This window comes from Methylobacterium sp. J-072, assembly GCF_022829425.1.
Classification (GTDB): domain Bacteria; phylum Pseudomonadota; class Alphaproteobacteria; order Rhizobiales; family Beijerinckiaceae; genus Methylobacterium.
Genome location: NZ_JAKSYK010000014.1, coordinates 1 through 24,515 on the forward strand (window position 1 = coordinate 1; position 24,515 = coordinate 24,515).

The window sequence follows — 24,515 nt, forward strand, 5'->3', positions numbered from 1 at the left end:
AGGTCGACACCCTGTCGGTGATGCAGGCCATCGCCGGCGACCTCGCCGCCAACCGCACGGCCCGCTGATCCGGCACGCCGCCCGCCCCTGACAGACTCAAACATTTCCAGATGCGGCGCGGGTCCCCTCTCCCGTGCGGGCTGGCAGATACACACATCGGGTCCGGCAGGATACGCTTGAGACACTGCGGCTCTCCCTACCCCCTCTGCGGGGGAGGGTGGCCCCCGAAGGGGGTCGGGAGAGGGGGGCGACGGTGCCGGACGAGGCTGTGGCCCGCCCGCCTGCTCTGTCCTTTTCTGAACCCGGGTTCCCCTCTCCCGACCCCTGCTGACGCAGGGGCCACCCTCCCCCGCAGAGGGGGGAGGGAGCGCGCACTTGCCCTTCCGGACCAGGATCTGCCGGTACCGGCACGGTACCGCAGTGAGATGTGTGAACGTCGTAGCCCGCACGGGAGAGGGGACCTGCGCCACATCCGGGGATGGGTGAAGCCAATAGCCCGTGCGGGAGAGAGAGCAGGTCGCGCTTCGCCGGAAACGACCTGCGAACATCATAGGCAACAGCCGGGAGGGCAGGGAGGCCGCTCAGGCCTCGGTCGGGCCCGCATCCGAGGTGGGCCGGCGCCGGGCGAGCTGGTACAGCCGGGTCAGCGACCCGGCCCGTCCGTTGCGGATGAACCGCCGGCCGACATTGGCCCAGGCGATCGACGTGACCGGCGAGGCCGGGTCGACCAGGGCGCTGAGCGCCCGCGTGTAGTCGAGCACCAGCCCGGGGGTCCAGGTCATGGACCGGGCGCCGTTGCGCAGCAGGGCCGCGGCCCAGAATTCCGGGCTGGTCAGCGCGTTGGCGAGGTTGCGCCAGGGATGCCCGTCGCGGCTGAACGCGCCCTCCACCGCCACGTCCAGGGCGCGGGCGACGGTGGTCGAGCAGTTGCGGCTGATGAAGTTGTAGGTGGTGTCGCGGCGATAGGCCTCCCAGAACCCCCGCAGCCGGGCACCGTCGACGCCGTTCAGCGTGACCGCGACGGTGGCCTCGCACCAATCCGCGACCTCCTCCCGATGGGACGGCAGGAACCGGCCGGCGACGTCGTTCTCGGGCCCGGCGCGCAGGCTCGACCGGAGGTTGGCCGGGGAGCGATCGATCTCCACCGCGGGATAGTGGCTGATATAGAGATCGCCCGCCTGCTCCAGGGCGGCGTGGCCGGTGGAATACCGCCCCGCAACGTCGACGGAGGCGACGTAACGCCGGACCAGCCGCTGCGTGGCGGGCGTGGTGGCCTGGCCGGTCGGGGTCCAGACATAGACCGTCAGGCTGTCCGACGCCGCGGCGGGTGCGGCGACCGGCTCCGGAGCCATGCGGTGCGTGCGCAGCCCCGCCAGGACCAGGCGCGCGCCGTTGAGGATGAGGAACATCCCGATGCAGTAGCCGACGGTGCCGACATACCAGGTCGGCCAGGGCTGCAGGTGGAACAGGCCGAAGGCCACGCCCAGCGCGCCCAGCGCCACCGAGGTCCGCCATTCGGGAAATTTCAGCAGGCAAGCGAGGACGATCCGGATCGCGCCATCGACCAGGAAGGCGGTGCCGCACAGCATCGCCAGCAGGAAGAAGCTCGTGGGCGAGGCCATCATGATCAGGATCGCGGCCACGGACAGGAACAGGCCCTTGAAGACCCGCAGCCGCCGGGCCGCTCCCGCGGCGATCAGGCCGGTGCCGAGCGAGCCGAGGCCGTCGGCGAGCAGGAGCAGGCCGAACCAGCGTTCCGGGATGTGGACCGCCCCCGCGAAGGCGTCGATCATCACGGCCACGCCCAGCAGGGCCAGAGCCACGCCCGCGGCCAGGATCAGGTGCACATGGCGGCGGACCGCCTCACCGCCGACCAGCACCTGCCAGAGCGGCGCCATCCGGGCATTGCCCCCACGGATCGGACGCTGGGGATCGGGACCGTCATGCCGGTGCGGCGGGGAGGGGCGATGGGACATGACCGGTCGTCTTCGGAAGCGCAGGTGCGGCCCGCACCTTTCACGAGTCGCCTGAGGACTCTGTTAATGGACGTGCCGCCGCCGCGCCTCCCGGCCTGGTATCCACCAAGCACACGCGGCTTCGCCCGACCACCCGATGAAACACAATCCTGGGAGCGGCACCGGGTTCAACCCGAACCGGTCACCGCTCCCGAGCCTCGCATCAGCGCAGATCAGTCCTTGCGCACCAGAACCGACGGAACGTCCGATCCACCGAGCCCCAGATCCGAGAGCTTGTAGGAGATCTGGGCGAAGGCGCCGTAGCGATCGGTCTCGAACTTGGTCGGGCTGCCGGGATAGGTCGGGAACTTAGTACGGCCCGAACCCGTCTGCATCCGCCAGTAGCGGCCCCCGACACCGACGCTGACGGCCGGCGTCAGGTCGTACGAGAGGATGCCTTCGGCGAAGTAGCCATCCCCGTTGCCCTTTTGCGGGAGCGGGTTGATGTCGGGCCGGAGCCAGTGGCGATCGACTCCGGTGGCAGCGACCACGGGCAGATAGGCGCCTTCCAGGCTGACCTTGAACCGGTCGAACCGCGCCGCGCCGATGAGGCCGATGCGCAACGCGTTCCAGCGTAGGTTCTCGGTCAGGACGTTGATGTCATTCGGCACCGGGCGGCGCGCGCAAATATTGCCTCCAGCCACCTGGGTGCAGCCATAGCCATTGGCGAGCTCGGCGTCGTACTGGTAGCCGACGAACCCGCCCAGGCTGAAGCCGTCCCGGCGGAGCGCCGTGTAGCCGAGATCGACGACGCCGTAGCTGATGTCGCCGTCTTTGATCCGCGAGAGGGTCTTCGTGTAGGGGCGTATGGCGGGCGGGAAGTCCTCGTCGTAGAGGCGGCCGGAGGTGGTGCCACCCGATCCGAGAAAGCCCTTCGCGAACAAGCCCGTCGGGTTGTGGTCGACCCGGGCGAAGCTCTCACCGGCATGGGCCTCGGTGTTCTGATAGGTCAACCGGGAATTGACCTGTCCGGGCGTCCGCGCAGATCCAAGTGTGTAGCGCGGGCCACCGGAACTGTAGAAGTAGCGCAGGCCGCCCTCGAAACCCCAGATTCCGGCCCCCGCAGAGGCAACGGCGAACCGCGGAACCTGCACCCCATCGCCGAACCGGTAATTGAGGCCGACCCGGGTCAGGAACCCATCCGTCGTGGCGCGCGTGCCGATGCGATAATCGGTCGAATCGTCGAAGACCGCACGGCGGCCGAGATTATAGTACAGGCCCTCGATCTTGGCCGAGAGATGCTGGCTGAAGGCATATTCGAGGCCGCCGCCGACCACGTAGCCGAGGCGGACGTCACCGCGGCGGGCGTCGAACCGGGGCCCGAAGTCACCGAGGCGCGTTTGCGTCGTATCGACACGAACGCTGCCGACCGCGAGGCCGCCGGTGGCGTAGGCCAGCGTCCGGCCGGCGGCGAGACCCACCTTGCCGCGCAGGGTCGTGAGATTATCCAGTCGCTGCCCGGCATGCGCGGTGCTGAACCGGTAGCCGCCCCCGCCGACGGCCGGGAAAGTCCCTTCGCGGGACCCGTAATCCCAGAGGCGGGTGAATTGATAATCCGCCGCGCCGCCGACGAGCAGGTGCGCCCCGAACAGCCTGTTGTAGCCGATCTCGCCACCCGCGATGAACGCGCCATCGCTTCCCTTTCGGGTCTCGATGATCGGGCAGCCATCCGCGCCGCGTTTCCCGTTCGGCCCGACGCAATCGAACCGCGTCGCGCTTTCCAGGTCTCCGTACCCCGCGAACAGGCCGCTGTAGAATCCGGACCAACCGGGCACAGAGACGCCTGCCGATTCGATGATCGATTTCTTGATAAAATCCGCCGCATACGAATTACTTAACAGAGTGACTTCAATGAACGCGGCAAAAATCAATATCTTCATCGTACAATCCGATTTGTATGGCTTTATCAGATCCATGCTCGATCGAATCGGTACGTATCACCAAGACAAAGCTTGGGCAAATTAGAATTTTTCTATCTTGATTGGCAAAATTTTCTGTTGTTATTGTATTTAAGTTGATAACTTCAATATATATATGATGCAGAACAATCACAATAATATTCTTATACTTCTCGCCGTGACATTTCCCGGCTCACAATGGTCCAATCCATTGTCCCACAGACTTCATCGTCGGCGAACGATGAGCACGCACAGCGGCCGGGACTGTGGCAAATGGCAAACAACGCATCGTCGCACGGCGTCGACATTCGCGAATGAGCAATAATTGCCACGATCCGAAAGATGGGCAACCTCGTGTTGAGATCATGGAACAAAAAATGCTCAAAGACTATTCAAGGTAAACCCTAGACAATTCGTCGCAGTTTCGTATTGTTAGTCGCCAATTTTGGCGGAGCATCAGCAGTCCGGCGGACGTTAGACCGGGAAGATCCGGTAAAATTGTCGGTATCTTCTAGGATATAACCTGGGTCGCCGCGACAACCTGAAGCGAGGGGACCATGAACACAATCGAATTCGATACTAATACCCACGAACCGAATTACGATCTGATCAAATGCACGGCGTCACTGGTTGCGGCCTATGTATCGCGCAACGCCGTCGGTGTTGAGGTGCTACCGGCTCTGATCGATCAGGTCCACACGGCGATCTCGGTGCTTCAGGGCAACACCGCCGGCTCGACCTCGGCGTGGACCGGCCCGACGGCCGCGCAGATCGAAGCCTCGATCGGCCAGGACGGCCTGATCAGCTTCATCGACGGCCGCCCCTACAAGACCCTCAAGCGGCACCTCACCGCCCACGGCCTCACGCCCGAGCGGTACCGCGCCAAGTTCGGCCTGCCGGCCGACTACCCGATGGTCGCCCCGAGCTACGCCGAGCGGCGCTCGCAGATCGCCAAGGCGATCCAGCTCGGCCACAAGGTCGGCTGAGTGCGCGCGCGCGTCCCGACGCGGACCGGACCCCGGTTTTGGGCCGACCGGACCGACCGCGAGGGACGCGCGCCGTGACGATGCTGCGTATTGTAGCCTGAACCCATGCGCGCCGGGGCTATCCCGGAGCGCGTGTTGCACGCAGCTCCGCCTGCCGGTCGCAGGGGGCGCATTCGGAGCCGCTTTCAGGGGCCCGAAACCGGTTCCGCTCAGCTCTTGGCCACCGCCAGCGTGCCGTCGTCCATCAGGATGAAGCGGATGCCGGACCGGCGCAGGGACGCGACGGCCTGAAGTCGGGAGCGGCTCCCGCGATGCTCCCTGTCCTCTTCCAGGCGCCGCACGGTGGAATGCGACAGGCCGCTCGCCTGGGCCAAGTCCATCATCGACCAATCCAGCAGGGCCCGGGCCGCGCGCAGATGATGGCCGCTCACGGCCTGGTCGAGGCCTTCGTTGAGCACCGCCGCGGTCGGGCTCGGGCTCCGGACCGGGTATTTCAGCCCGCAGCGTCCGAGATAGGTGCCATCCGGATCCCGGACCGGCATCGAGATGATCTTGAAATGCCACAGCTCGCCGTTGGCGAGGCGCTCGTGGGCCGTACCCTGAAAGAATTGCTGCTTCTCGATCTGCTCCTGAGCCGCCTCCTGGAAGGCGCTCCGTTCCTCGGGAACAATCATGACGTACGGGTTGGTGCAGAGTTCCTCATACGGCTGGCCATGCACCTGCGCCACCTCGAAGGGGATTTCGAAGCGGTTATCGAGCCCGATCGAGAAGCACGTGATATGTTCCGTGAGATACAGGGCGCCCCGCCGCAGCCGCTCCTCCTGGCGCATCTGCGCCAGCTGCTCCCGGTCGGTGACATCGAGCGCCGTGCCGTTCACGGCCACGGGCCGGCCGTCCCCGGAGAAGCGCGCCTCCATCACCAGCGACAGCACGCGCATCGTGCCGTTCGGGCGAATCACCCGGACGATGGTCTCACGGGGAACGTGTCCCTGCCGGACTTCGCCGAGCGACGGCATCAGGTGCCGATCCTCCGGATGGACCAGGCTCAGGAGCAGATCGTAATTCGCCTTCGCGGCATTCGGCACGAGACCCAAGAGGCGGAAGAACCCCGGCGACCAGATCTGTTCGCCACCCATGAGCACCCAGCTCCAGGCCCCGCTCAACCCCCGGCTCTCGGTGATCGTCAGAAATTCCCCGGAGGAAAAGGTCAGTGCGCTGAGGGCGGAATGGAACATCTCAGAGCATCCCGAATGTATTCTTGCCTGCAGCCATCGATCCGGACGCATCTCCAGTGGGCCGATGCGGCCGGACCTGTCGTCTGAGACCTGGCGCCGAAGCGAAAGCAGCGCGCATAGGACTTCCACGGCCCCCACACAGCCGCGCCATGGGCTCCAGAGCCGTCCCTGATCGCGTTGCAATCGGGAACGGCTCTAAGTCCTTGATATGACGTGCTCGCTTGCGCCGAACCGGTATCCACTTCGGCGGCGAGCGCTCTAAGGCACCCGCAACGCCCAGCCTTCGCGCGGACTGGCGGCGCCGTTCTCCCGCACACGCCGTCGAGACCCGCCCGTTGGCGACGGATGCGAGGCTGCGACGTATGGTGTGATGCGCAAGAATCGGGACCATCCCTGTATAAGTCGATACCCACCGGCATCATTCGTACATCGTGCCGAAGATAATACGGGTGCCGGTCCTCTGAATCACCCCCACTACGGGTAGATCGGATATGCAAAAATCTCGGCTTTTATCGCATGCGATCGATAAAAATTTCGCGAATGCTCTTACGCTTAATACCTTTCGTGTATCGAACGCTCTGAATCAGCCGGCCATCAACCCATGACATATTGTGATTGATGTCACTCTAAAATAAAACATACATTACGCAGCAATCATCGCGCCGATGCCGAATACCGATCTCTTTTCTGAGGTGCATTGAAATCACATGTCGCGCACGACACATGAGGAATTACGGCATCTGATCATCGACGGCGAGACAAGAGTCCGTCCATCCGGAGTCACGTCCTGAACGGTGCGGTTCGCAGCAGGCTCCCCGACGGGGGGGCCTTGCTGAATCCTGGACAGGATCGGCAGGCAAAGGCGCACGGTCGGTTCGCGACGGCCATGCCCCGGACCGGTCCGCGGCCCGGCAATGAAGCCCCTGGTTGACAGGCCAGGCCGAACGAGGCCCGTCCGTGGCGGGGCCGGTCGGTGGTCCGCACGGGAGAAGCCGCATGAGGGTCGCCTGCGTCGGCGAGTGCATGGTCGAGCTGTCGGAGCGGCCGGATGGGAGCCTCGTCCGGGGCTTCGGCGGCGATACGCTCAACACCGCCCTCTACCTCGCCCGCCTCGGCGTGACGGTGGATTACGTGACCGCTTTGGGCGACGATCCCTGGAGCGACGCGATGGTGGCGGCCTGGGGCCGCGAGGGCATCGGCCTCGGCCGGATCCGCCGGCTGCCGGGCCGGATGCCGGGGCTGTACATCATCCGCACCGACGACGCGGGCGAGCGCAGCTTCCACTACTGGCGCGACAGCGCCGCCGCCCGGGACCTATTCTCCGAGCCGGGCGCCCCGGAGACGCGGGCCGCCCTGGAGGCCGACGACCTCGTCTACGTCTCCGGCATCAGCCTGTCGCTTTACGGCGAGGCCGGACGCGCGGCGCTCGCCGAGACGCTGTCGGCCCTGCGCGCCCGGGGCGGCCGGGTCGCGTTCGACACCAATTACCGCCCCCGCGGCTGGCCGGACCGGGAGGTGGCCCGCACCACGTTCCGCGCGGCCCTGGCCCAGGCGGACCTGATCTTCGCCTCGGTGGAGGATCTGGACTGGCTGTTCGGTGAGGCGGGCGAGGACGAAGTGCTGCGCCATCGCGGCCGTGCCGAGATCGTGCTCAAGACGTCGGACGGCCCGGCCCCGGTCGCCCGGGTGCTGCACGGCGTGAGCGATACGGCCGTGCCGGCCGCACCCGTCGCCCGGGTGGTGGACACCACGGCCGCCGGCGACAGTTTTGCGGCGGGCTACCTCGCGGCCCGCATCGTCGGGCTGACCCCGGAGGCCGCCGCCGCCGAGGCGCACCGCCTGGCGGGCGCCGTGATCGGGCATCGCGGCGCCGTGATCCCCCGGGAGGCGATGCCGGCCCTGGCTTTCTGAGTCCTGGGTTTCCAAAGGGCTCAGCCCTTTGGCGGGGTTCGGGGGCGGAGCCCCCGAGAACAGCAGGCCGCGCCGATCGGCCCGCCGCCCTTGAGGCGGGCAAGCGCAGCCGCTACCTGTGCCCTCGGGGGATCGATCGCCCCCAGGCTGGATCGCCGCGAAGCGCGCGGCCGAGAGGGCACCCGTGGCGCCGAGTTCCCCGCCGATTCAGGCTCCCGAGCCCGACGCATCCGCGCCCGGCCCCGCCACCCCGAAGACGCGCGTCAGCGCGCGGGGGCGGCTGCGCACCTACTTCCTCACCGGCGTGATCGTGGCCGGGCCGCTGGCGATCACCGCCTACATCACGTGGTGGTTCATCGCGCTGATCGATTCGTTCGTGAAGCCGCTGGTGCCGGCGAACTACCTGCCGGACCATTACCTGCCGTTCTCGATCCCCGGCCTGGGCCTGGTCATCGCGTTCCTGGCGGTGACGCTGCTGGGCTTCCTCACGGCGAACCTCGTCGGCCGCTCGGTGATCGAGTTCGGCGAGGTGCTGCTGGCCCGCACCCCGGTGATCTCCGGCCTATACAAGGGCCTGCGCCAGATCTTCGAGACCCTGTTCTCGGCCAACGGCACCTCGTTCCGCACGGTCGGCCTGGTCGAGTTCCCGGTGAAGGGCACGTGGTCGGTGGTGTTCCTGTCGGCGCCCGCATCCCCGGAGGTCGAGGGTGCGCTCCAGGCCCGGAACGCGGCCGGAGCCGACGAGATGGTCGGGGTGTTCCTGCCCTGCGCGCCCAACCCGACCACGGGCTTCTTCTTCTACCTGCCGCGCTCGGCGGTAGTGGAGCTGCATATCAGCGTCGACGATGCGGCCAAGCTCGTGATGTCGGCCGGCGTGATCCAGCCGGAAGATCCGCAAGGCCGGCTGCACGCCATGGCGGCGTCCCTGCGCACGGCGCAGCAGGCCGGCGACCCGGCGGCCCAGCGGGAACCGCAGGACGCGTGACCGTCATGAGAAAGGGCCGCCCCGCGCGAGCGGGACGGCCCTGAAACCGCGATCGTGTCCGCCGAGCGTCAGCGCTGCAGCGAAGCCGTCTGCGGCGCGATGGTCGGCGGCGTCGCCTGGGCCACCGTCACGGCGCTGCGGGTCGGGGTCGGTGACCAACCGGTGGCACATTGGAGCGTCAGAGCGAGGCCCAGCGCGATGCAGAGCCCGTTGGCGGCCAGCCAGAAAGGACGCGCGGCCAGCCGGACGGCAGCCTGCAGATCCTCCGACGTCTTCGTCACCGCCGCGGCGGCACCATCCGAGATCGGCAGCAGCCAGGGCTCGGTCGGCAGGGCTTGGATACCGGCCATCTCGTGGGAGCCCGGCAGGTTTTGGAACAGTCCGTTCGACATGTCCGTCCTCCAGATTCGTCCGTGATGTCCCGGCTTACCGGGCCATTCGTTCATCTGCAGTTAAGGGAAGATTGTGGCTGATGCAAGGTCACAGCCCTTGCCTACGCGCTCTCCCGCCGCCTCCGAGGCCCCGGCGAAGCTTCCGCGCGCAGAACCAAGCTCCTGATCAAGAACATCTTTTCCGGACAAGCGTGCCTGTCATGCATCAGCGGACGGTTCCGTGCGTCATGTTCCCTAGCGCACATGACCGGGGCGGCGCTTTTTCTGAACGGCGGCCTTTCCTGAACGGTGCCGTTCAGGAAACTCTTGGTCAGCCGGCCCCGATCAGCCGGATCGCGGCGTCGCGCTCGAACAGGTAAAGCAGCACCCGCAGCGCCTGCCCGCGCGGGCTCTTCAGGCCGGGATCGCGCTCGACGATCATCCGGGCGTCGTCCCGGGCGGCCTCCAGCAGGTCGCCGTCGCTCTCGATCCGCGCCAGCCGGAAGGCCGCCAGGCCCGACTGGCGGGTACCCAGCACCTCGCCCTCGCCGCGCAGCTTCAGGTCGGCCTCGGCGATGCGGAAGCCGTCCTCGCTGTCGCGCATCATCTCGAGCCGGGCCCGGGCCACCTGGCCGAGCGGGCCCCGATAGAGCAGCAGGCACGAGGACGCCTTGGAGCCGCGCCCGACCCGGCCGCGGAGCTGGTGCAGCTGGGCCAGCCCGAACCGCTCGGCATGCTCGATCACCATGATGGTCGCCTCGGGCACGTCGACCCCGACCTCGACCACCGTGGTCGAGACCAGAACCTTGGTCTCCCCGGCGGCGAACCGGGCCATGGCGGAGTCCTTCTCGGGGCCGGGCATCTTGCCGTGGATCAGCCCGACCGCGTCGCCGAAATGTTGTTTGAGGTCGTCGAAGCGCTCGGCCGCGGCGGCGAGGTCGATGAACTCGGATTCCTCCACCAGCGGGCAGATCCAGTAGACCCGCTCGCCGCCAGCGATCGCCCGGGCGAGGCCGGCCACGACCTCGTCGATCCGCTCGGTCGGCAGGGTGAGGGTGCGGATCGGCTGGCGGCCGGCGGGTTTCTCGTCGAGGACCGAGACGTCCATGTCGCCGAAGAAGGTCAGGGCCAGGGTCCGCGGGATCGGCGTCGCGGTCATGACCAGGAAGTCCACCGCCTCGCCCTTGGCGCCGAGCGCCAGGCGCTGGTGGACGCCGAACCGGTGCTGCTCGTCCACCACCGCCAAGCCGAGATCGCGAAACGTCACCGCCTCCTGGAACAGGGCGTGGGTGCCGACCAGGATGTCGATCTCGCCCGCCGCGAGGGCGGCGAGCGTGCTCTTGCGCTCCGCGGCCCGGTCGCGGCCGGTCATGAGACGCAGGCGCAGACCGCCGGCCAGCGGCTGCAGCCGCTCGAAATGCTGCCGGGCCAGGATCTCGGTGGGGGCCATCAGGGCGGCCTGCCGCCCGGCCTCCACGGCCGAGGCCAGGGCGAGCAAGGCCACCGCGGTCTTGCCCGAGCCGACATCGCCCTGGAGCAGGCGCAGCATCCGGCGCGGGGCGGCCAGATCCTCGCGGATCTCCGCCACCGCCCGGGCCTGGGCGCCGGTGAGCGCGAAGGGCAGGGCGGCCTGGATCCGGGCGCTCAGCGCCCCGTCGCCGGCGTTGACCCGGCCGGCCTTGCGCCGCTGCCGGACGCGCATCAAGGCGAGCGCCAGCTGCGAGGCGAGCAGCTCGTCGTAGGACAGGCGGCGCCTGGCCGGGGTGGCGGGGGGCGGCTGGAGCGGGTCCTCGGATTTCGGAAGGGGCTCCTCGGGGCGGTGCTCGACGCGCAGCGCATCCGCGAAGGCGGGGAGGCGGTTCTTCTCCAGCCAGGCCGGGTCCTGCCATTCGGGCAGGATCGGCAGTCGGTCGAGGGCCGCCACCGCGAGCTTGTTGATCGCCCGGGAGGTCAGCCCCTCGGTGGCGCCGTAGATCGGCTCGACGGCGGGCAGCTCGGCGAGCCCGGCCTCGTCGACGATCCGGGACGGGTGGACCATCTGGCGGGTGCCGTCCCACAGGTCGATCCGGCCGGTGATGTAGCGATGGGCGCCCAGCGGCAGCATCTTCTCCACCCGGGCGCGGGGCATGCCGAAGAACACCAGGGAGATGTCGCCGGTGGTGTCCTCCACCAGCACCCGGTGCGGGCGCTTGCCCGATCCGATCTGCGCCGGGCGGTGCCCCACCACGGTGACCCCGACGGTCACCGGCTCGCCCACGGGTGCGTCGCTGATCGAACCCATCAGCCGGCGCGGGACGCCGCCCTGGGGCAGGTGGAACAGCAGGTCCACGACCCGGGCCTCCCGCTCCGGGGTGCCGAGCAGTTTTTCGATGAGCGGCGCCATCTTGGGGCCGACGCCCGGCAGGGCCCGGACCGGGGCGAACAGGGGATCGAGGATGCTCGGGCGCAGCAGCGGCGCGCGGACGGCCTCGCCCTCCGGCGCCTCGGCGTCCGGGTCGTTCACGGCCGCGTCCCGGAGGGCGGCGTCCTGAGTCGCGCGTGCATCTGTCATGGTGGCTCGGCGGACATCCTGCCGGAGCCGCCTTATCATCCCGTGCATCCCGGCGCGCCAGTGCGGCGCAAGGGACACGGGCCCAGGGGACGGAGGCGACCGAGCGCATGGCCAAGGATTGTGCCACCGATTTTCTGCCGGGCTTCGACCGGCACCGGATCGAGACCGAACCCGGCGTGACGATCCACGCCCGCTCCGGGGGCTCCGGGCCGCCGGTCCTGCTGCTGCACGGCCACCCGCAGACCCTGTCGACCTGGCTGCACATCGCCCCGCGCCTGGCCGAAAGCCGCACGATCGTGGCCATGGACCTGCGCGGCTACGGCGATTCAGACAAGCCCCCGGGCGGCGAGCGCCACGCGGCCTACGCCAAGCGCGCCATGGCGGCGGACGCGGTGGCGGTGATGCGCGCGCTCGGCCACGACCGGTTCGCGCTCGTCGGTCACGACCGCGGCGGCCGCGTCGCCCACCGCCTGGTGCTGGATCATCCGGAGCGGGTCGAGCGCGTGGCCCTGTTCGACATCGCCCCCACGGCGACGATGTACGCCCGCACCGACAAGGCCTTCGCCACCCGGTATTTCTGGTGGTTCTTCTTCATCCAGCCGCATCCCCTGCCGGAGCGGCTGATCGCGGCGGATCCGGAATACTTCCTGCGCCACCACATCGAGGGCCAGTCCAAGACCCCGGGCTCGACCCCGCCGGACCTCTTTTCGGAATACCTGCGCTGCTACAGCGACCCGGCCTGCCGCCACGCGATCTGCGAGGATTACCGGGCGGCGGCGGGCATCGACCTGGAGCACGACGCGGCCGATTCGGAGGCGCGGATCACGGCGCCGCTGCTCGCCCTTTGGGGTGCGCAGGGCGTGGTCGGCCAGACCTACGACGTGCTGGAGACCTGGCGCGAGAAGGCCACGAACGTCTCGGGCCGGGCGCTCGATTGCGGGCATACGCTCCAGGAAGAGAGGCCGGAGGAGGTTTTTTCGGAGCTGTCGGCGTTCCTCGGGTGAACCGACGCGCTCGGACGATGCAAAAGGGCGGCGCTCAAGCCACCGGCACGCTCTGCACGCTCAGCTCGTAGCCGAGCGCCCGGTAGGCCGCATCGAACTGTGCAGTCCGGGTCTGATGATCGAGCCTGAACAGCCGGTCGACGCTCTCCCGGTTCCAGCCGAGCTGGCGCTGCAGCTCGGCGCGCGTGATGCCTTTGCTCCGCAGCATCCGGTAGAGCATCACCTTGAGGTCGGTCTGCAACGGCAGCTTCACCCAAGTCCTGATGACGCGTCCGTCCCGGGCGTCGGGGCCCTTGACGGCCTCGACCGGCGCCGGTGCGGGTATGTCCTCGTTGCGGGCGATGCGCGCCGCCAGGGCTTCCTCCAGAGCCCCCAAGCCGTGCACGGGAAGGGCGGCCGGATCCTCGACATACGTCGTGATCTCGGGAAAGGCCGCGCAGGTCGTGAGGTACGTCCCGTTGTCGTCGGGTTCGAGATCGAAGATGTAGCCCGTCACTTGAGGTCCAACTGCTTCAGGATGCGGTTGACGAGACTCGTACCGAGTTCCTTCCGGCCGCCATGCATCGGGATCTGCGACACCCGATCGCCGCGCCGGACCGTGAGATGGCCCGAGCCACCCTTGTGGTTCTCGAACGTGGAGCCCTTCGCGGCGAGGAGCCCTACGGCCTACACAGGTTTCGACCTTAGCCGTGATCATGCCGTGAGCGCAGAAGGCGCGGGTCCCCTCTCCCGTGCGGGAGAGGGACAGGGTGAGGGATGCGCGCTTTCCGGAAAACCCTGGTCCCTCACCCCAGCCCTCTCCCGCACGGGAGAGGGGGCGCGTCGCGGTCTGAACCAACGCCTGCGCCTCAAACCTTTGTAACCCGCAGGCAAGGAGCCTGCGGAGTTCGCTCGCATTCATGCAGATATCGGTCGTTCCACAGATGCGTGGAAGTCCACAGAACTGTGGATTTTCGATCTCCTATCAATGTTGGTCCGCGTGCGGCCGCGTCCTACCTCGCGAGCGGGGTCTCCACCGGGCAGGCCAATCGCTCGGTGGCCTGCGGCGCCGTGGCGGCGGCGATCAGGATTGGCAGGATGACCGGAAGACTCAGATAGGACCCGTCCCATAAGGACGACTCGGCCGAGATGGCCGAACCGACCGGGATCACGGGCGCGGGCGGTTGGAAAGATAACGTCGGGTAGCATGTCAGAAGTGGCCAACACACCTTTCGACGTCGCCGTGGTGGGCGCGGGGGCCGCGGGGCTCGCCGCCGCCCTGGCGAGCGCCCAGGCCGGCATCCGGACGGCGCTCGTCGGCCGTCACGCCCCCGTGGCGGACGGGCGGACGGTCGCGCTGCTCGACGGCTCGGTGCGCTTCCTGGGGGCCCTGGGCGCCTGGGAGGCGGTGGCCCCGCAGGCGAGCCCACTCTGCACCCTGCAGATCATCGACGACACCGGCAGCCTGTTCCGGCCGCCGCCGGTGCGCTTCCAGGCCGCCGAGATCGGGCTGGACGCCTTCGGCTGGAACGTCGAGAGCGCCCGCCTGGTCGAGAGCCTGCGGGTCCGCGCCCGCGCCCAGGAGAATCTCACCCTGGTCGAGGCGGATGCCGCCGGGGCCGTCCCCGGCGAGGCGATGGCGCGCCTGAACCTGGCGGATGGCGGCACGGTCGCGGCCAGGCTTGTGGTCGGCGCCGACGGGGCCCGCTCCCCGCTCCGGGCCGCCAGCGGCGTGCGCGTGCGCGACTGGACCTACCCGCAGAGCGCGATCACCACGATCCTGGCGCATGAGCGCCCGCACCGGGACGTCTCCACCGAGTTCCACACCCGCTCCGGCCCGTTCACCCTGGTGCCGCTGCCGGGCGGGCACCGCTCCAGCCTGGTCTGGGTCACCGGGGAGAGCGCGGCGCGGCGGCTCGCGGCCCTGGACGACGCCGCCCTGGGCCAGGCCGTGGAGCGGCAGGCCCGGGCGATGCTCGGCGCGATGCGGATCGACGGCCCCCGGGGCCTCGTGCCGATGCGCGGCCTTTCGGTGTCGAGCCCGGTGGCGCAGCGCCTGGCGCTGGTCGGGGAGGCGGCCCACGTCTTCCCGCCGATCGGCGCGCAGGGCCTCAATCTCGGCCTGCGCGACGCCGCCGCCCTGCGCGACCTGCTGGTGGCCGCCTCCCGCGATGGCCGCGATCCCGGCGCCCGGCCGGTTCTCGACGGCTACGCCCGCAGCCGCCGCCTCGATGCCGCCGCGCGCACCGCCGCGGTGGATCTGCTCAACCGCAGCCTGCTCACCGACCTGCTGCCGGTGGATGCGCTCCGGGGCCTCGGGCTGCTGGCGATGTCGCATCTCGGCCCGCTCCGGCGGGTGGTGATGCGCGAAGGCGTGCTGCCCCGACTCGGCGCACCGGAATTGATGCGCGGGGCGCGCTGACGCACCCGCTCGGTGTAACCGAGGATCACTGAGAGGCAGACGTGGAGGCCCCCCACCGGCTCCCGTTGTCACTTGACGCCAACAGGCGCAGGCCTATCGTGCGGCCATGAAGGCGGAACTTCTCATCCGTCGCCGTGTGGCCTTTAGCGACCGAAACTTCGCCGAACTGGTCGTATGGCGTGTCCCGGAACCGGTCCCGCCAACGGAGCACGGTTTCAAGTACCGCCTCGTCTATGTCGTCAACGGCGTACGCGTGATCGGCTTCGATAATGAACGCGGCAAAGGCGACCATCGGCACGATCAGGACGCCGAAGCGCCATACCGCTTCGCCGGTGTCGATCGGCTGCTCGCCGACTTTGTCGAAGCCGTCGAAGCCTGGAGGAGAGACCATGGTGAGGACTGAGGTCGAGGTCGGCCGCGGCCTGCGCGCGGCCGCGGCGGATGTGGCCGAAGCCTGGAAGGCGGCGGAGGCCGGACACGTCGTCCCTGGGAGTGATCGCATCCTGTTCCGGGACTGGAGCGCCCTGTGCGCCGTGTTGACGCCAAAGCGCTACGACCTCCTGCGCCACCTTCGGCGAACCCCGGAGCCCGGAATTCGCGCCTTGGCCCGCGCGCTCGGCCGCGATGTGAGGCGGGTCCACGAAGACGTGGTGGCCCTGGCCGAGTTGGGGCTCGTCGTGCGGGGCGCGGATGGAAGCCTGTCGAGCGAGATCGACGAGATCGTCTCGACGATCCGAATCGCAGCGTGACATCGGGCTGCGGATCCTGACCTCGACGGCGAGCATCCGTGTGCGCCCATCGTGCGCGAATCGCCTCGAGGATGCGCCACGATTCGGGCGACGGCGCGCTGCCCTAGCTTGCTTCGCTGCGCTCGCAATGACGGTGGCGAGGCTTCGGTCGAAAGGGTCTCTTCAGAGGTCCGGCTGGGCCGCCACGTAGGCGCCGAGGCGGGTGGCGAGGTCCACCGGTCCGCCGGCCTTGGACTCGCCCGCGTCGCCGATCAGGAGGACCGGGATGCCGCGGTCGCGCAGCTGGCCGCGCAGGCGGGCGGCGCGGCGGGCATAGGCGGGGTCCCGACGCGTCGGGGCCTGGAGCAGCACCGCCGCCGGGCGGGCGATCACGGCCAAAACATCGTCCGCCGCCTCCATCGAGGCGGTGACGCTCGCGTATCCGAGGTTGGCCAGCTCGCCCGAAAGGGACCGGTCCACGGCGCGGACACCGTCATCGACCACGAGCACTTGTTGCAGCGCACCCATAGGCTTGAGCGGTACCTCATGAAGCGTGGCTTGGGAAGATAGCCAGAACCACAATCCGAAGCGAAACCCACGAAGGAGCGGATCGGATCCGTCCCCCATGTGCGCTTGCGAGATTATCCGCCACGCCTGAGCGCCGGATGAACCGACGATCGTCCGCCGTTCAGGCGGCCTCGATCCCGGTCACGGCCCCGCCCGACAGGACCGGCCGGTAGCCCGAGTCCCGCCACGCCCTTGCGTCCGGATCCGGGACGCCGCTGCGGGGCAGCACCGCCGTCGCGCAGGCCAGGCCGCGATAGGCCAAGCCGCGATAGGCCGGTGCGTCATCTTGGTCGTCGCCGAGGTCCAGGAATGCGAGGTCCAGGAATGCGAGATCGAGGAGCGCCCGGGGCAGGGGCGTCCGATCCGGGTGGGCCAGGGTCGCGGCGAGGTCGCCGGACCGCGTGAGCACCGCGTCCTCGTCGAAGACCAGCGAATCGAGACGGCGCGGGCCTGTCGATCCGACGGTGGCGTCCAGGATCGTGCTCGCGGGCGCCCGGTGCACCACGTTGAGCGCCCGCACGGTCCAGGGGAGGGGCAGAGCCGCGAGCGCAGCCTCGATCAGCGACGGGACCACGAGGCGCGTCGGCACCGGCCGCATCAGGCCGGCGCGGAACCCCGCCTCGTCGAAGGGAATCACGGTCTCGAGGCTGGCCCCGGCCGAGAGCGCCGCGCCGAGGCCGGTGACCAGGCCGCGCAGGTCGTGGGCCGGCAGGAGCGTCAGGATCCGCTCGTCCGCCGTCACCGGCAGCGCGTCGAGATGGGCGTCGATCGCCGCGGCGAGGGCTGCCGCGCTGCGATAGACCGGCCGGCCGGGATCCCCGGCCGCGAAGGTGACGAGGCCGCGGCTCGCGACCGGGGCGACGACCCCGCGCTCCAGGGCCATCGCGTCGAGGCTGATCACGCCGTCCGGGACGCCGGGGCCGAAGGCGGCGAGGTAGCGCAGGCCGAAATGGCCCATGGCCGCCTGGGCGAGGTCCTCGGCCGGGCGGCGGGCGCCGCGGCGGCCCTCCGTCAGCACCGCAACGAGGCCCGCGGAGGCGATGCCGGCCGAGAGCTGTGCGGCATCCCAAAGGGCGGGCATCGGGCAGGGCAGGTGGCCGGCCGCCTCGACGGCCAGATGGGCGAGGGCCGATTCGGCGCCGCCGGAGAACCACAGGCCGACCCGGCTGCCCGCGGGCAGCCGCCAGGCGCCGATGCCGCGGGCGAGGCGGCCGACGATCTCGGCCGCCGCCGCGTAGGTCCAGGTGATCGGCGGGCGCCCGCACCAGGCCGCCCGATCCCCCGAATCACGCAGGGCCGTGCGCTGCGGGCCGGTCCGGGCCGCGGCGAACAGGCAGGCAGACAGGCTGCCGGACCGCGCGGACGCATCCGGCGCGGCGTCGGCCGTTCTCTCCGCCACCGCGAACGCGCTCAATCCGCCCCCCACCCAAACTGCAGATCCATCCGCATGGTCGGCCGACTATGGTTAAATCCCAGCTAAGACCCGTTCACTTGAGCGAGGCTGTCGTCGTCGCGGGACGCCGCATGACCGGCCCCATGGCAGCCTCGGGCAACGTCGCGCTTGCGGCCGGAGAGTCACGGGCCTATCGGGAGCCGGCTGCGGCACAGGGCGCCCCGAGGGGCGCTCGATGCCGCGGTGTCATGCCTTCGCCTCATTCGGAGGGGACAGGCAGGCCGCCCGGTCGCCGGGGCGGGCGATGTGCGCATCCGGCGCCATCCTCGCCCGATGGTCGGACCGATTCATCCGGAGCCCCGGGAGGCACGCCACGGCGGTGCGTGCCCGGGCGGTCCGGCGGACCAGCCCGTCAGGCCGGCTCCGCATTCCGCAAGCCACACCACGTTTCGCCACACCACGTTTCTCAAGGGGTCAGAGCCGATGTCCTTCACCCGCCCCGCGACGCTGGCACGCGCCGCCCTCCTCGGCCTCGTGGGCCTCGGCCTCGCGGCCGCCCCGGCGCTGGCCCAGGCGAAGAAGCCGGCCGCCCCCGCGCCGACCGCGCCCGCCCCCGCCGCGCCGAACACTCCGGCCGCCAACAATCCGGCCGGCGCCGCCGCGCAGACCGGTCCGCAGATCGTGACCGTGAAGTCCGAGCCGAGCCAGGCCGACTGGACCAAGGTCTGCGGCAAGGACCAGGCCTCCGGCACCGACATCTGCTACACGACGCGCGACTTCGTGTCCGACCAGGGCCAGCCCGTCCTGGCCGTGGCGGTCTACGAGATGAAGAACGCCGCCCAGAAGCAGGAGGTGCGCGTGGTGCGCTACCTGCTGCCGCTCGGCCTGCTGCTGCAGCCGGGCATCCGCTTCAACGTCGACGGCCAGGCCGGGACGCCGGGCCGCTTCGCGGTCTGCTTCCCGAACGGCTGCTTCGCCGAGGCCGGCGGCGTCGATGCCGGCGTCATCGCGGCGATGAAGAAGGGCACCACGCTCAACGTCTCGGTCCAGAACCAGACCCAGCGCGAGGTCACCTTCGCGGTGCCGCTGACCGGCTTCGGCAAGGCCTTCGACGGCCCGGCCATCGACCCGAAGGTCCTGGAGGAGCAGCAGAAGAAGCTCCAGGCCGAGCTGGAGAAGCGCTCCGAGGACATGCGCAAGAAGCTCGAGCAGCAGGGCAACGCCGCCCCGGCGGCCGGCGCCCCCGCGGCCAAGTAAAACGTCGCAGCGGATTCCGATCGGGGGCCGGACCGCGAGGGCCGGCCCCTTTTTCATGCGCGCTCGCCGGCGCTGCGCGTTTCGGGGCTCCGCCCCGAGCCCCGCCAAAGGGCTTGGCCCTTTGGGATCCTGGACTTGGCCTACCGGATCCCCGTGGGGCCCGGGCCGGGCAGGACGATCAGCACCCGGAGGTCGTGATCGGGCACGTAGTCCCGGGCCTCCCAGCGGAACGTGGTCGGGCCGGTCTTGCGGATGCCCGAGCGGCAGAAGCTCACCAAAGCCTCCGGGCTGCCCTTGTCCACCGTCAGGGTGAAGCGCCCGATCGGGGCCGCCCAGTTGCGCGCGGTGGTGACGATGTAGGGCACCACGAAGGCCCGCAGGTAGCCGCCCGCGTTGGGCGCCTTCGCGTGCAGGCGCCGGATCGCCGCCAGCCCGGCCTCGTCCAGGCAGTAGGTCGCCCGGTAGGACGCGCGGGCGGCCTCCTTCGGGTCGAGGAGGTGGAATCCGCTCACCGGGGCGTAGCTGTGCTCGATCCGCACCTCCCGGTCGGCCGGGAAGGTCTGCAGCCAGTGGAACGTCGCCTCGAAGCGCCAGAGGCCCTCCATCATGCCCTCGGCGTCCGGGAACAGCCCGGCCTTGACCAGCTCCGCCCAGTCCGGCTTGCCGATCCGCTTGGAGGCCGCCTCGATCTCGGAGACGCGCAGCGGGTTGAGCGGCAGGCCGTGGCGGCGCAGCAGGTCGGTGACCTCGCGCTCACCCACGAAGGCGCGCTCCTCCAGTTCCGGCTCCACCGGACGCCCGTCCACCGTGACGGTGAAGCCGACGAAGTTCGCCCGATCGACCTGCGGAAGCTTGGTGGCCGAAAAGCTCAAGGTCCGGCCGTCGATCGGCGGCAGCGGGAACGCGATCCGGACGGTGCGCGGCTCCGACACCTGGTTGCAGAACACGTAGGACACGCGGATCCGGTCGAGGGCGATCGACAGGTCTTCACTGGCCAGCGCGATGCCGGGTTCCGGTCTCAGGATCAGGCCGCCGGCATCGAGCTCGGCGGCGCTGTCGTTGGCACGGGCCGGCGCGCCGAGCAGGCCGGCGGCCAGCAGCGCCGCGGCGAGGGGACGGGAGATCACGACCGGGCCTTCGGAGAATCGTTGCGACGCGCTTCGGATTATCTCCGCGGCGTTGCCCGAGGGTGACCGGATTCTTCGAAAAAAATCAGTTCCGGACGCGGTCGCGCACGCGGTAGCCGCCGGTGGCGTCGCGCTCGAACATCTCGGCGATGCCGGCATGGCGCAGGGTCTCGCCGGACGTGTCGGGCAGGAGGTTCTGCTCGGACACGTAGGCGACGTACTCGGTCTCGGCGTTCTCGGCGAGCAGGTGGTAGAACGGCTGGTCCTTGCGCGGCCGGACCTCCTCGGGGATCGCCAGCCACCATTCCTCGGTGTTGTCGAAGACCGGGTCGACGTCGAACACGATGCCCCGGAACGGGTAGATCCGATGGCGCACCACCGCGCCGATCGCGAATTTTGCGGTTCTGGTTGTTACGTCCGTCATGACTCTGTCCGTTCCGAGCGGACAGATAGGACCGATGTCGGAGCGTGTCACCGGGCCGGTGTCATGTCCCTGTCGCCGACGTGCGATTCGGCAGATTCCGGAGCCGGGATGCCGAGCTCGGCCGCAATCGCCCGGGCGGTGGCCGCGCGCCGGGCGGTGATCCCGGCCGCCGCCGCCCGGACCTGCGCCACGATCGCCGGCGGAGCGCTCAATGGCGTGCCGCTGTCGAAGGGCGGCTCGGGGGCGTATTGCATGCCGAGCTGGATCGCCCGGGCGGCATCGTCGCCGCGCAGCTCGGCCGCGAGCCGGAGCGCGCCGTCGATCCCCGCGGTGACGCCGGCCGCGAACAGCCACGTGCGGCCATCGGAATCGGGGTCGATCACCACCCGCGCGTCGACCGGCTCCGCCCCGAACCAGGGCAGCAGGTCGACGGCGTTCCAGTAGGTCGTGGCCCGCCGCCCGATCAGCAGCCCGGCCGCCCCGAGCAGCAGCGCGCCGGTGCAGACCGAGAAGACGTGAGAGGCGCCCGCGGCCTGGGTGCGGATCCAGCCGAGCACCGCCGCGTCGCGCATCAGCGCCTCCTGGCCCTGGCCGCCCGGGATGTGCAGCACGTCGAGGCGCGGCGCCTCCGTGAGGGCGGCATCGGGGGTGATCCGCAGCCCGCGCAGGTCGCGCACCGGCGCCGCACTCGGCCCGTAGATCCGGTAGGTGGAATTGGGGATGCGCGACAGCACCTCGAACGGGCCGGTGAGGTCGATCTGGTCGAGCCCCTCGAACAGGAGCGAGCCGATCTGAAGATGGGTCTCGGGGGGAATCATGCGGAGCCTCCGTGCTGGACAGGGAGACCTTACCGCGGCACGGTCTGGCCGAGATGCCAAAGACCCCTCGTTTCTCGCCAGACGCGTCCCGCCCCGTGGAGGTGCTGGCCTTCCCGGCGGTGCAACTCCTCGACGTGGCCGGGCCGCTCCAGGTCTTCGCCACAGCGAACGACCTCAGCGGCGGGCTCGCGCCCTACGCGCCGCGGGTGATCGCGGCCGGCGACCGGATGCTCACCGCCTCGGCCGGCCTGCGCCTGGTCGCCGACCCGCTGCCGGATCGCGACGCGCCGGTGGACACCCTGATCGTCGCGGGCGGCCCCGGGGTCACGGCGGCCTGCGCCGACCCGGAACTGGTGGCCTGGGCGCGGGACCGGGCCGGGCGGGCGCGCCGGGTCGCCTCGGTCTGCACCGGGGCCTTTCTGCTCGGGGCCGCCGGGCTTTTGGACGGGCGGCGGGCCGTGACCCACTGGAAGCATTGCGGCGCGCTCGCCCGGCGCTACCCGCTGGCCCGGGTCGAGCCCGACCCGATCTTCGTGCAGGACGGCCCGGTCTGGACCTCCGCGGGCGTCACCGCGGGGATCGACCTGGCGCTGGCCCTGGTCGAGGCCGATCTCGGCCGGGATCTCGCCCTGGCGGTGGCGCGCCACCTCGTGATGTTCCTGAAGCGCCCCGGCGGGCAGGCACAGTTCAGCGCGGCTTTGGCCCTGCAGGCCGGGGAGGACCGCTTCGGGGCGCTCCACGCCTTCATCGCCGAGAACCTGGCGGGAGACCTGTCGCTCCCCGTCCTGGCGGAGGCCGCCGGGATGAGCGAACGCAGCCTCAGCCGGCACTACCGAGAGGCGACCGGCCTCACCCCGGCCAAGGCCGTGGAGCGCCTGCGGATCGAGGCGGCGCGGCGGGCGCTGGCCGAGACCGCGCAGCCGGTGAAGCGCATCGCCCGGACCTGCGGCTTCGGTTCCGAGGAAACCCTGCGGCGCAGCTTTTTGCGGCACGTGGCGGCGACGCCGCAGGATTATCGGGCGCGGTTCGGCGGGTGAGGGGGGCAGGCGGCCACCGGCTGCGGCCGTGTCGCATCAAGGACCTGTGGCGGATCCCGATTGCAGCGTGACGGTACAGGCCCCGCGGGGCTGAAGGGCCCATCCCACGCGCGCCCTCATCCTGAGGTGCCGAAGCGGAGCGGAGGCCTCGAAGGAGCCCTCCAGGGATCGCGCGACTGGCTGGAGGGCTCCTTCGAGGCCCGGCGATCTTCGCTCGCCGGGCGCCTCAGGATGAGGGGGTGGGGTTGGAGGGATCGACTTGCTTACCAGGTCGTCTCAACGGCCCGGCACCGGATCAGCCGAACGATACCACGCGCTACCCCAGCTGATACACCGCCGCCAGCTCCGGATCCTTCGCGGCGACCAGCTTCGCCAGGTCCACGATGACCTTCGCCTGCTTCCAGGTGGCGTCGTCCTGCATCTTGCCGTCGAGCATCACGGCGCCGGTGCCGTCGGGCATCGCCGCGACGATGCGGGCCGCGAAGGCCACCTCGGCGGGGTCGGGCGCAAAAACCCGCTTGGCGATCGCCACCTGGCTCGGATGCAGCGTCCAGGCGCCGGCACAGCCCATCAGGAAGGCGTTGCGGAACTGCGCCTCGCAGGCGTCGCCGTCGGAAAAATCGCCGAACGGGCCGTAGAACGCCTTGAGGCCGTTGGCCATGCAGGCATCCACCATCTTGGCGATGGTGTAGTGCCAGAGATCCTGCTGGGCGGTGGCCCGGGGGGCGTCGCCCGCGGGATCGCTGAGCACCCGGTAATCCGGGTGGCCGCCGCCGACCCGGGTGGTCTTCATGCCGCGCGACGCCGCGAGATCCGCCGGCCCGAGGCTCATGCCGTGCATCCGCGGCGAGGCCGACGCGATGGCGTCGACATTGGCCACACCCTCGGCGGTCTCCAGGATCGCGTGGATCAGGATCGGCTTGGTCACCCCGTGCCGGGCCTCGAGCTGGGCGAGCAGCTGATCGACGTAGTGGATGTCCCAGGGCCCCTCGACCTTGGGCACCATCACGACGTCGAGCTTAGTCCCGACCTCGGCCACGATGGTGAACAGGTCGTCCAAGATCCAGGGCGAGTTGAGGGCGTTGATCCGGGTCCAGAGGCCGGTGCCGGTGGCGGCGAAGTCGGTCGCCTGCGCCATGGCGACGAAGCCCTTGCGGGCCGCCTCCTTCTGGTCGGCCGGGACCGCATCCTCCAGGTTGCCCAGCACCACGTCGACGGTGCCGGCGAGCTCGGGCACCCGGGCGCGGACCTTGTCGTTGTGGGGCGGGACGAAGTGGATCATCCGCTCCAGCCGCACCGGCAGCTCGCGGAACGGGGCCGGCGCGCCGGTGGCCAGCGGCTGGAAGAAGCGGCGGGGCAGTTTCATGATGGGCCTCTTGTAACGGGCTTGGCGTCGCGCCCCGTTAAGGCAGGCTTGGGCGGGCGCGTAAAGGCGCGGGCCGCCGGGGTGCCCCCCGACCTGCGGGGCATTTTGCCCCGGCCCGGAAGCGCCGGACGCCCGCTCTCAGAGCCTGTTCGACTGCGCGCTGTCAGGGGGACGCCATCCTGGGAAACATGGGTTTCCAAAGGGCTGGCAGCCCTTTCAAGGTGTTTGGCCCCGTGCGCGTCGTGGGATCAGCGCTCCTGAGCAGATCACGCGCGCCCCTTTCCCGGACAGGTGAAGCGGAGCGGAACCTGATCCGGGACCCAGCACACGAAGCGCCGCGCCAGCGGCACAGGTCGATCGGACGGACGCTGCGCGCCGTCGTGTGCTGGGTCCCGGGTCGCATTCCGCTGGCGCTGCATGCGCCCGGGAAAACGGCCGTGC

Annotated in this window: 21 protein-coding genes and 1 pseudogene; 9 read left to right on the top strand and 13 right to left on the bottom strand. The window is 69.9% G+C overall.

The features are described 5' to 3' along the window. Window positions 1–581: 581 nt before the first annotated feature. Both MKK67_RS00670 and MKK67_RS00675 read right to left on the bottom strand, forming a co-directional pair. A complete protein-coding gene (locus MKK67_RS00670; RefSeq protein WP_243960916.1) occupies window positions 582–1,976 on the bottom strand; it encodes a DUF4105 domain-containing protein in 1,395 nt (464 codons plus the stop codon). Between the two features lie 212 nt (window positions 1,977–2,188). Further along, window positions 2,189–3,790: an omptin family outer membrane protease gene (locus tag MKK67_RS00675; protein WP_243960917.1), complete on the bottom strand. Its 1,602-nt coding sequence runs from the start codon at window positions 3,788–3,790 to the stop codon at window positions 2,189–2,191. Window positions 3,791–4,470: 680 nt separating this feature from the next. Between MKK67_RS00675 and MKK67_RS00680 the strand changes: the two genes are divergently transcribed. Next, window positions 4,471–4,899 carry a MucR family transcriptional regulator gene (locus tag MKK67_RS00680; protein ID WP_243960918.1) on the top strand — a complete coding sequence of 143 codons (429 nt, stop codon included), beginning with the start codon at window positions 4,471–4,473 and terminating at the stop codon, window positions 4,897–4,899. A gap of 209 nt (window positions 4,900–5,108) precedes the next feature. On the opposite strand, the gene MKK67_RS00685 is transcribed toward MKK67_RS00680, so the two are convergent. Next, window positions 5,109–6,134, bottom strand: coding sequence for a helix-turn-helix domain-containing protein (locus MKK67_RS00685; protein WP_243960920.1), 1,026 nt, complete (start codon window positions 6,132–6,134; stop codon window positions 5,109–5,111). Window positions 6,135–7,130: 996 nt separating this feature from the next. Here MKK67_RS00685 and MKK67_RS00690 point away from each other — a divergent pair. After that, window positions 7,131–8,045 carry a sugar kinase gene (locus MKK67_RS00690; RefSeq protein WP_243960922.1) on the top strand — a complete coding sequence of 305 codons (915 nt, stop codon included), beginning with the start codon at window positions 7,131–7,133 and terminating at the stop codon, window positions 8,043–8,045. 184 nt (window positions 8,046–8,229) lie between these two features. Next, window positions 8,230–9,030: a DUF502 domain-containing protein gene (locus MKK67_RS00695; RefSeq protein ID WP_243960924.1), complete on the top strand. Its 801-nt coding sequence runs from the start codon at window positions 8,230–8,232 to the stop codon at window positions 9,028–9,030. 68 nt (window positions 9,031–9,098) lie between these two features. Here the strand turns inward: MKK67_RS00695 and MKK67_RS00700 are convergent, their stop codons facing one another. Beyond that, window positions 9,099–9,422: a hypothetical protein gene (locus tag MKK67_RS00700; RefSeq protein WP_243960926.1), complete on the bottom strand. Its 324-nt coding sequence runs from the start codon at window positions 9,420–9,422 to the stop codon at window positions 9,099–9,101. A gap of 310 nt (window positions 9,423–9,732) precedes the next feature. Next, window positions 9,733–11,952, bottom strand: coding sequence for an ATP-dependent DNA helicase RecG (gene recG / locus MKK67_RS00705; RefSeq protein ID WP_243960929.1), 2,220 nt, complete (start codon window positions 11,950–11,952; stop codon window positions 9,733–9,735). Between the two features lie 107 nt (window positions 11,953–12,059). On the opposite strand from recG, the gene MKK67_RS00710 reads away from it, so the two are divergent. Beyond that, complete coding sequence (locus tag MKK67_RS00710; protein WP_243960931.1) at window positions 12,060–12,956, top strand: alpha/beta fold hydrolase; 897 nt, start codon at window positions 12,060–12,062, stop codon at window positions 12,954–12,956. Between the two features lie 34 nt (window positions 12,957–12,990). Here MKK67_RS00710 and MKK67_RS00715 read toward each other — a convergent pair whose 3' ends face one another. Both MKK67_RS00715 and MKK67_RS00720 read right to left on the bottom strand, forming a co-directional pair. After that, window positions 12,991–13,452, bottom strand: coding sequence for a type II toxin-antitoxin system HicB family antitoxin (locus MKK67_RS00715; RefSeq protein WP_243960933.1), 462 nt, complete (start codon window positions 13,450–13,452; stop codon window positions 12,991–12,993). Next, window positions 13,449–13,553, bottom strand: a pseudogene (locus MKK67_RS00720) (addiction module toxin, HicA family); the annotation flags it as partial. The gene MKK67_RS00715 and the pseudogene MKK67_RS00720, both read right to left, overlap by 4 nt. Before the next feature lie 589 nt (window positions 13,554–14,142). On the opposite strand from MKK67_RS00720, the gene MKK67_RS00725 reads away from it, so the two are divergent. From MKK67_RS00725 to MKK67_RS00735, 3 genes are all read left to right on the top strand, one after another. Beyond that, on the top strand, window positions 14,143–15,357 hold the full coding sequence (locus MKK67_RS00725; protein WP_243960935.1) for a UbiH/UbiF family hydroxylase: 1,215 nt from the start codon (window positions 14,143–14,145) through the stop codon (window positions 15,355–15,357). A 106-nt stretch (window positions 15,358–15,463) separates the two neighbouring features. After that, window positions 15,464–15,760 (top strand): DUF6516 family protein, encoded by a 297-nt coding sequence (locus MKK67_RS00730; RefSeq protein ID WP_243960944.1) that lies wholly within the window; start codon window positions 15,464–15,466, stop codon window positions 15,758–15,760. Next, on the top strand, window positions 15,747–16,106 hold the full coding sequence (locus tag MKK67_RS00735) for a hypothetical protein (RefSeq protein ID WP_243960946.1): 360 nt from the start codon (window positions 15,747–15,749) through the stop codon (window positions 16,104–16,106). The genes MKK67_RS00730 and MKK67_RS00735 overlap by 14 nt, the downstream gene beginning before the upstream one ends. Before the next feature lie 162 nt (window positions 16,107–16,268). Here MKK67_RS00735 and MKK67_RS00740 read toward each other — a convergent pair whose 3' ends face one another. Both MKK67_RS00740 and MKK67_RS00745 read right to left on the bottom strand, forming a co-directional pair. After that, on the bottom strand, window positions 16,269–16,613 hold the full coding sequence (locus tag MKK67_RS00740; protein ID WP_092045112.1) for a hypothetical protein: 345 nt from the start codon (window positions 16,611–16,613) through the stop codon (window positions 16,269–16,271). 160 nt (window positions 16,614–16,773) lie between these two features. After that, a complete protein-coding gene (locus tag MKK67_RS00745; RefSeq protein ID WP_243960948.1) occupies window positions 16,774–18,051 on the bottom strand; it encodes an AMP-binding protein in 1,278 nt (425 codons plus the stop codon). A gap of 477 nt (window positions 18,052–18,528) precedes the next feature. Between MKK67_RS00745 and MKK67_RS00750 the strand changes: the two genes are divergently transcribed. After that, the gene (locus tag MKK67_RS00750; RefSeq protein WP_243960950.1) at window positions 18,529–19,302 is read left to right on the top strand and encodes an invasion associated locus B family protein; all 774 of its coding nucleotides are present in this window, start codon (window positions 18,529–18,531) and stop codon (window positions 19,300–19,302) included. Window positions 19,303–19,442: 140 nt separating this feature from the next. On the opposite strand, the gene MKK67_RS00755 is transcribed toward MKK67_RS00750, so the two are convergent. The 3 genes from MKK67_RS00755 to MKK67_RS00765 all read right to left on the bottom strand — a co-directional run bounded on the left by MKK67_RS00755 (window position 19,443) and on the right by MKK67_RS00765 (window position 21,671). Then, a complete protein-coding gene (locus MKK67_RS00755) occupies window positions 19,443–20,429 on the bottom strand; it encodes a DUF4424 domain-containing protein (RefSeq protein WP_243960952.1) in 987 nt (328 codons plus the stop codon). 85 nt (window positions 20,430–20,514) lie between these two features. After that, entirely contained in the window at window positions 20,515–20,853 is a 339-nt protein-coding gene (gene hspQ, locus MKK67_RS00760) for a heat shock protein HspQ (RefSeq protein ID WP_243960961.1), read from the bottom strand. Window positions 20,854–20,900: 47 nt separating this feature from the next. After that, complete coding sequence (locus tag MKK67_RS00765) at window positions 20,901–21,671, bottom strand: DJ-1/PfpI family protein (protein WP_243960963.1); 771 nt, start codon at window positions 21,669–21,671, stop codon at window positions 20,901–20,903. A 53-nt stretch (window positions 21,672–21,724) separates the two neighbouring features. On the opposite strand from MKK67_RS00765, the gene MKK67_RS00770 reads away from it, so the two are divergent. After that, window positions 21,725–22,708 (top strand): GlxA family transcriptional regulator, encoded by a 984-nt coding sequence (locus MKK67_RS00770; RefSeq protein WP_243960965.1) that lies wholly within the window; start codon window positions 21,725–21,727, stop codon window positions 22,706–22,708. A gap of 316 nt (window positions 22,709–23,024) precedes the next feature. Here the strand turns inward: MKK67_RS00770 and MKK67_RS00775 are convergent, their stop codons facing one another. Continuing rightward, window positions 23,025–24,074 (bottom strand): HpcH/HpaI aldolase/citrate lyase family protein, encoded by a 1,050-nt coding sequence (locus MKK67_RS00775; protein WP_243960967.1) that lies wholly within the window; start codon window positions 24,072–24,074, stop codon window positions 23,025–23,027. Between the last annotated feature and the right edge of the window lie 441 nt (window positions 24,075–24,515).